8 protein-coding genes and 2 pseudogenes are annotated in these 6,876 nt (G+C 66.2%); 7 read left to right on the top strand and 3 right to left on the bottom strand.

From position 1 onward, the window contains the following. Window positions 1–66 precede the first annotated feature (66 nt). Window positions 67–171, bottom strand: a pseudogene (locus tag ACT6S0_RS25435) (integrase); the annotation flags it as partial. A gap of 176 nt (window positions 172–347) precedes the next feature. Here ACT6S0_RS25435 and ACT6S0_RS25430 point away from each other — a divergent pair. Together ACT6S0_RS25430 and ACT6S0_RS25425 are read left to right on the top strand one after the other, a co-directional pair. Continuing rightward, on the top strand, window positions 348–632 hold the full coding sequence (locus ACT6S0_RS25430) for a YlcI/YnfO family protein (RefSeq protein WP_444766526.1): 285 nt from the start codon (window positions 348–350) through the stop codon (window positions 630–632). After that, window positions 629–955, top strand: coding sequence for a type II toxin-antitoxin system RelE/ParE family toxin (locus ACT6S0_RS25425; protein ID WP_444766525.1), 327 nt, complete (start codon window positions 629–631; stop codon window positions 953–955). Before ACT6S0_RS25430 ends, ACT6S0_RS25425 begins: the two co-directional genes overlap by 4 nt. Before the next feature lie 456 nt (window positions 956–1,411). On the opposite strand, the gene ACT6S0_RS25420 is transcribed toward ACT6S0_RS25425, so the two are convergent. Beyond that, on the bottom strand, window positions 1,412–2,887 hold the full coding sequence (locus ACT6S0_RS25420; RefSeq protein WP_444766524.1) for an MBL fold metallo-hydrolase: 1,476 nt from the start codon (window positions 2,885–2,887) through the stop codon (window positions 1,412–1,414). Window positions 2,888–3,208: 321 nt separating this feature from the next. Then, complete coding sequence (locus tag ACT6S0_RS25415; protein ID WP_444766523.1) at window positions 3,209–3,664, bottom strand: hypothetical protein; 456 nt, start codon at window positions 3,662–3,664, stop codon at window positions 3,209–3,211. 52 nt (window positions 3,665–3,716) lie between these two features. Here ACT6S0_RS25415 and ACT6S0_RS25410 point away from each other — a divergent pair, with 52 nt between their 5' ends. The 5 genes and pseudogenes from ACT6S0_RS25410 to ACT6S0_RS25390 all read left to right on the top strand — a co-directional run bounded on the left by ACT6S0_RS25410 (window position 3,717) and on the right by ACT6S0_RS25390 (window position 6,806). Then, window positions 3,717–4,313 carry a TetR/AcrR family transcriptional regulator gene (locus ACT6S0_RS25410; RefSeq protein ID WP_444766522.1) on the top strand — a complete coding sequence of 199 codons (597 nt, stop codon included), beginning with the start codon at window positions 3,717–3,719 and terminating at the stop codon, window positions 4,311–4,313. Window positions 4,314–4,435: 122 nt separating this feature from the next. Then, window positions 4,436–5,350 (top strand): annotated as a pseudogene (locus ACT6S0_RS25405) (ribonuclease catalytic domain-containing protein); the annotation flags it as partial. A gap of 30 nt (window positions 5,351–5,380) precedes the next feature. Further along, a complete protein-coding gene (locus ACT6S0_RS25400; protein ID WP_444766527.1) occupies window positions 5,381–5,734 on the top strand; it encodes a hypothetical protein in 354 nt (117 codons plus the stop codon). Between the two features lie 98 nt (window positions 5,735–5,832). Then, complete coding sequence (locus ACT6S0_RS25395; RefSeq protein WP_444766521.1) at window positions 5,833–6,078, top strand: YkvA family protein; 246 nt, start codon at window positions 5,833–5,835, stop codon at window positions 6,076–6,078. Window positions 6,079–6,125: 47 nt separating this feature from the next. Then, window positions 6,126–6,806, top strand: a complete 681-nt coding sequence (locus ACT6S0_RS25390; protein WP_444766520.1) for an RNA polymerase sigma factor — start codon at window positions 6,126–6,128, stop codon at window positions 6,804–6,806. Window positions 6,807–6,876: the final 70 nt, after the last annotated feature.

Genomic DNA, 6,876 nt, shown 5'->3' with positions numbered 1-6,876 from the left:
CCCGCCCCACAATTTTTTTGGCCCCCACCTTATTTGCCCCCCCAAAAATTTCGTTCGGCGCCAACAGCCGAGGATGAACAACGCGAGCTCGCGCACGTGGTTCTCCATCTGAAGTCGGACGCGGAGCGCCCAGATGTCCTTGACCTTGAACGGCGCCTTTTGGCCGACGATCTTGCCCTTGTTCCACGGCTCGCGCGAGAGGGTGGTTGCGGTTGATCCCCTGAAAGCTCTCCCATCGAGTTAAGGGCCCATCAGCATGCGCCTGGGCCGCTCGAATCGGTAGGGATTGCGCGTCGGCAACTTGGATGCGGATTGTCGGCGTAGCACGTTTGCTATACATTCGAACGATGCGCTCCGCCACCTTTCCCCCTATCCGCGTCGAGCCCGAGGTTCGGGCCGAAGTCGAAGCCGTCTTGCGGGACGGCGAGTCCCTGACCCAGTTCATCGAGCAGGCGGTCGTTGCGGCGGCAGCTTGGCGTCGCGTGCAGGCCGAATTCGTCAACCGCGGCGAGGCAGCGATCGAGCGTTGGAAGCAAGAAGGCGGCGGCCGTACGGTGGACGAGGTCATGGCCGGCTTGCAGGGGCGCCTAGACGACGCGAAACGTCGAGCAGCTGAACGAACTGACCGGTGAAGTCCGTCTACAGCGTCATGCTGCTCGAAGAGGCAGTTGCGGACCTGCAGCGCCTGGGGGACTTCGCCATCGAACGGGAGCTCGCCAGTGAAACGCCGGATTGGACGACGCCTCAACGCGCGCTCGACGCGATCAGCGAGGGGATGCGTTTATTGTCCTGGTCGCCTTTCACCTGCCGAAAGGCAGAACTGGGGAACGGCCGCTCGCGTGAATTGGTCGTTCCGTTTGGCGGCGCGGGCTATGTTGTGCTGTTCGAGATTGTCGGCAACGACGTGGTCGTGGGTGCTGTTCGACACCAGCGCGAAGAAGACTACCGCCACTGAAATAGGGCGCTAGGCCAGCCGGCCGACACTGCGAGGCGACGGCTCGTGTCGGCGATGCTTATCGCCTTATCTGAGTCACCTGGTAGCTTCGTGCCCACAACAGGTATTCGCCTTCTCGCAAGAGAAAGCCCAGAACTTGCAAGCGCACCGCTGAACGCCACGTTCCTTCCGGCTTCAGCGCTTGTTGGCCCTTTTGGTGAAGCAGGGTAGCTCCAAATTTCGGGTCGACTATGACCCGGGTAGCCCGGTCCAGCGGGTCAAGGTTTGGCGATTCTTTTCCCTTCCAGACTGTGTCCCGCAGACAGTGCGATTTGCGTCCCGGACGGTCGTCGGCCTGCACAACCGCCAGTGCTACTTCCGCTGGCCTTCGAACAACTCGGGCAGCACTTTGCGCGCCAGCCCCCACTCCCGCTTTATGTCCTTGCAGGAGACGGTTCGTTTGAGGCACTCGATCGTTCACGGTCGCCCGATGGCCGTCAGCAGTTCACCGTAGCGCACCATGCGCCCGTGCAGCGGCAGGATGCGATCAACCTGCAGTTGCAGCCGCTCGATGTTCTCCACCAGATTGACGTTGCTGTCGCTGGGCCGCGCCGGCGGCGGGCTGCCGGGTGGCGCGGGGTTGTACGCGTCGGCCTCGATGAGGAGGCGTGACTGCGGTAGGTGGACCATCAGGAAGCCGTCCGAATGCTGGCTGCCCTGAATGGCATGAATGTCGATGCGGCGCTCGCCGTCGACCAGCGCGAGGTGTGTATCTACACCGAGGATCTTGGGCTTGCGGCCGGACTTTGCCAGCGAATCCGGCGCCACCGTGTTGGGCTGGGCCATCACGCGCTCGTAGTAGGGCTTGGTCAGCTGGCTGGTAACGAGCGTCGCGCCCTCGGCAATGACGGCGCGCAGGCCTCCTGCATGGTCGAAGTGATGGTGGGTGTTGATGACTGTCTGCATCGGTTTGCCCGGTGCGAGCTTGGCCACCTCGGCCAGCACCGCCGAGACGCGAGCATCGTGAAGCGGCGCCTCCACCAGCACGACGTGATCGCTCATTTCCACGAGCACGCTGTTATGCGAGCCACCACCGAGAAACCAGACACCGTCGGCCACCTTCTCCGCAATCACGCGTTCGGTGAAGGTCCTTACGTTCTCGGGCACGGAGATGTCCAAAGCCGGGTTGACCTGCACCTCACTCACACGCAGGTCAAACACCGGATGGCCACCCTGAGCTTGCTGAATGCGCATCGGGAACTGCACGCCATCGCGGAGCTGGTAGTCGCTGTAGCGGGTAGTGACCTCGGTGTCGCCCAGCACAGGGTTGGGCAGTCGAGAGTCCACGCGAACCACGCGGCCCGCATCGTCCAGCCAGGCGGTCGCGGTGACCAGGCCTGGAACGGTGAATGTCAGCGTACCGAAGGTCTGGCCACCTTCGCTGAGGCGGCCCGCTACCGCGCCGTGCTGCCGCGCGCCGATGACAACGCCGTGCGGGGAGGTCCACAGGTCGTGCAGGCGTTGCTCCCAAAGCATGGGCACAGCGGCGAAGCTCGGGCCGGCCGCGCCCCACGACCAGCGATCGCGCGCGAAGCCGGTGACCTTCTGCACTGAAGCGATCTGGCCGGCGGGCATATCGGCGCGGCTGCGCGAGTACTCCTCGCGCATCGCGTTGTTGCCGTAGTCGAAGCCGCGCGCCAGATGTGCGTAGTTCATCCACGGCCAATTGCCACCCGGCTTTCTTGCCTGGCCGAAAACACCGCCGGCCCCGGCGGCGCTGAACGACAACGTCTTCACAGTGGAAGCGCCGAGTGCCTGATCGGCCCGCAACAGCAGGCCCTTGGCGTCAGGGGGCGCGATGCCCGCGCACCCGGCCAGCAGGGTTGCCGCACCCAACACGACAAATAGGCAGCTCCTCAGGCGGCGCTTCGGATCGAAGGGCTGTTTCGACATGGTGACTCCAGTAGACAGGTGAATGGAATGCTGCGAGCCGCTCAGTGCGACTCAGCCGCAGCACTTCTCGCGGGATTTGAGGTGGCACTGGGGCCGCATCGGGGTCTGGATGTACATGGACTTCGTCAGTGGGAAGAACACGCCCGACAGGTAGAACTCCAGCAGGGAGAGCAGGTTGACGTACGCCGGCGCAGCCGTTTGCTGACCAGTTCGCCTACGAGCAGACCAGCGCGCAAGAAGAGATGGCACCGAGAACCAAGATCGCGCTCATGGCGGCGGACGGCCCCGCCGAGACCATGCGGAACATCAAAGACGACGCCTCTAACCATCGCACATCGTGACCTGTTGCCTTTCGCAGGCGGCGGTGCGGTGGATGAAGCAATCGCGATAGGCCGCAATGTCGAACAGGCTCAAGAGCGCGTCCGTGCTCGGATAGCGCCCGATCGCGGCGATGTCCCATTCCGCCTGCGCACCCATGAAACCGCCTTCGACTGGCCCGACGAACAGGAATGCCCCGCCCGCACTTTGCATCGAGGGGATGCTGACAGCGGCATAGCGGTCGAATGCCTCCCGGCCTGTACCGCCCAGGGTGGCATTCGGCGGATAGAGCGCATCCTGCCGAAGCTTGAAGTAGTTGATCAGCGTGACCGGCCGGCCCGGATGGCGTTCCAACAATCGCCGCCATGCGGCTTCCGTCGGCGACGATCCGTCATCTCCGCTTCCATAGGCTTCGAGAAGTCGGGCGACCCTGCCGTCTATCTCATCCTTTGCTGTCATCGGGATCTCTCCATATAATTTGACGTGTGACAAATTATATGGATTTTGACGCATGTCAAAGGAAAAAAAATCGGCCAGGACGAAATCCGAGATCCTGGACGCAGTCTGGGAATTGATGGCGGAACGCGGATCGGTGGTCTCGATGACGGAGATCGCGGCTGTCGCCGGCGTCACCCGGCAGTTGATCCACCACTATTTCGGCTCCCGCGGCGCCCTGCTGACCGCGCTGGTTCGCCGCGCCGACGAGCGGTTCGAGATCTGGGAGGGGTTCGATGCCGGCCTGAAGCTGATGGATCCGGCCGACCGGCTCCGCGCCTGCCTGACGGCATGGCTCGCCTTCGTGCCCAAGATCCACCCGGTCGCGACGGACCTGATCCGCATGCGCGCGACCGATCCCGACGCCGAGGCGGCTTGGACAGACCGGATGAGGGAGTTGCGCGCCTTTTTCGCTACCCTAACGAAATCGATACAGCGCGACGGCGCTCTGGCGGATGGGTGGACGGCGCGCAAGGCGGCGGAGTATCTGTGGGCCTCCTGCTCCGTCCAATCTTGGAACCTGCTGGTCGGTGAATGCGGCTGGAGCCAAGCGGAAGCGGAAAAGGCGATCCAGGCCGCCGCCGCCCGCGCCCTGCTCAGGTCACACCGCTAGGACGCCATGCGCGAGCGTGGGTTCCTTCCGCGTTTCTCGGCTGGCGCGCTCAACGAGGCGCAGAACAGCCGGCGCGCCGGCCCGCGGCGACTTGGCGACGTGCGTGACCTCCGCCAACTCACGTGTTCTCTATCGACAACGACGATACGCGTGACCTCGACCAACTCAGCGTGGCCGAGCCGCTGCAAGGCGGCGCCACCCGACTGCTGGTGGCCGTCGCCGACGTGGAGGCGTTCGTGCCGGCGGGCAGCGCGCTGGACGCGCATGCGGCCAACAACACCACCTCGGTGTACACGGCCGCTGGCGTGTTTCCGATGTTGCCTGAAGCGCTGTCGACGGACCTGAGCTCGCTGCACGAGGGCCAGGAGCGCCTTGCCGTGGTGGTTGACATGCGCGTCGAGGACGACGGGGCGGTGTCCGGTGCATCGCTGTACGCGGCCATCGTCGTCAACCAAGCGAAGTTGACCTACGACGCGGTCAGCGCCTGGTTGGCCGACGAGACGGCGCCGCTGCCGCGGCTCAGGGAGGTGCCGCGACTGGCGGAGCAGCTGCGCCTGCACGAAGCCCTCGCCGTGCGGCTGGCACGCTGACGTCACGAGCACGGTGCCCTGAGCATGAGCACGGTGTCGGCGCGCCCCGTCTTCGCTGACGGCCGGCTGGTCGATCTGCGGGCGGACCAGAAGAGCCGTTCGAAGGACCTGATCGCAGAACTGATGATTGCGGCGAACGGCGCGACTGCTCGGTTTCTGGCGCAGCACGGGTTTGCGTCGCTGCGCCGCTTCTTGCGGGCGCCGCAGCGTTGGGACCGCATCGAGGCGCTTGCCGCGGCGCACGGCGGCCATCTGCCGGACGAGCCAGATGCCGCTGCGCTGGACCGCTTTCTTTCCGAGCGCCGCCAGGCCGATCCGGGCGGCTTCGCCGACCTGTCGCTGGCGGTCGTGAAACTGCTCGGCGCCGGCGAATACTCGGCCGCCGCGCCCGGACGGCCGGGAGAGGGCCACTTCGGCTTGGCCATTCACGACTACGCGCACACCACGGCGCCCAATCGCCGCTTTGCCGACCTGGTCATGCAGCGGCTGGTCAAGGCCGTGCTGGCAGGCAACCCGCCGCCGTACAGCGTCGAGGCGCTGGCCGACATCGCGCGCCACTGCACCGAGCAGGAGGGCCGGGCCAATGCCGTCGAGCGCCAGGTGCTCAAGGCAGCAGCCGCCTTGCTGCTCGACCAGCGCATTGGTGAGGTCTTCGACGCGGTCGTGACCGGCGTTGCGCCCAAGGGCACGTTCGTGCGGCTGCGCCAGCCGCTGGTTGAAGGTCGGGTCGTGCAGGGCTTCAAGGGCCTGGACGTCGGCGACACGACGCGCGTGCGGCTGGTCGCTGTCGACCCCAGGCACGGCCACATCGACTTTGAGCGAGTCGCCTAGGCCGCGGATGTAACGTTCCGCTGCCTGCCCTTGTGACAGGCACAACGAGAACCATCTGCGGCGCACGGCGTTGGTCGCCGTTGCCTGGAGACTGCGCCATGTTGAAACGCTTGACCCTGCTCTGGACCGTTGTGCGAGGTGATGCCCGCCAGCTCTGGCGCGCCCTGCGCCATCCCGCCGCGCCTGCCTGGCTCAAGGTCAGCGCTGCGCTTATCGTGCTTTACGTGCTGTCGCCCATCGACCTGATTCCCGAGTTCATTCCCGTGCTGGGCGTGATGGACGACATCGTGCTGGTGCCCTTGGCGATCCGCTTCCTGTTGAATCGACTGGAAAGCCGCGATTGACGCCAAGCGACCCCTGACGCCGGCCGCGCCGGGCCGTCTCTGTCGGCGTGCCACCCGTCTTTGCTAGCATCCGCCGCGCCTGGTCGCCGGTGCGCCTGCGGTCGGGCTCCAGGGAGGGCCTGTCGTTGGAGAAGATCGACTTCATGCGGGCCTGCCGCGAGGGCGGCGACGCGCTGGCGGCGGCTTTGCGCCACATGCTCAATGACTATGGCGGCGCACTGCGGCGCGAGGCCTGGCGTTGCCTGGGCGAGGCCGAGGCTGCCGCCGACCTGGTGCAGCAGACCCTCATCAAGGCCTGGCAGGCCTGCGCGAGCTTTCGCGGTGAGTCCGAGATCTACCCCTGGCTCAAGACCATCCTGCGCCGCGGCGCGCTGGACCTGCTGAAGGAGCGCCCCACCGAGCCGCTGCAGGAGGCCGACGGCTCGCCCCGCGCCGAAGTGGAGCGGGCGCTGCAGCAGCTGCAGCCGCCGCCCGCGCCCGAGGCCCTGCTGGCGCGCCGCCAGCATGCCGACTGCTGGCAGCGCTGCGCCGAGCGGTTCGAGCGCGAGCAGCCGCAGGCCGCCGCCGTGCTGCGCTGGGTGGTGGACGACGGCCTGGGTGCCACCGAGATTGCCGAGCTGCTGGGCCGCAGCCCCGGCGCGACGCGCGAGTTCATCTCGCAATGCCGCAAGAAGGCGCGCCACTACTTTGCCGACTGGTACCAGCTGGCGGCCGGGGAGGGCGCATGACGGCGCCGGACGACGACGACCTGCGCTGGCTCGCCGCGCTCGGCGGCAAGGCCGATGCCGATGCCGATGC

This window comes from Roseateles sp. (genome assembly GCF_052436255.1).
Classification (GTDB): Bacteria; Pseudomonadota; Gammaproteobacteria; order Burkholderiales; family Burkholderiaceae_C; genus Pelomonas.
This window is presented reverse-complemented; position numbering and strand designations above follow the sequence as displayed.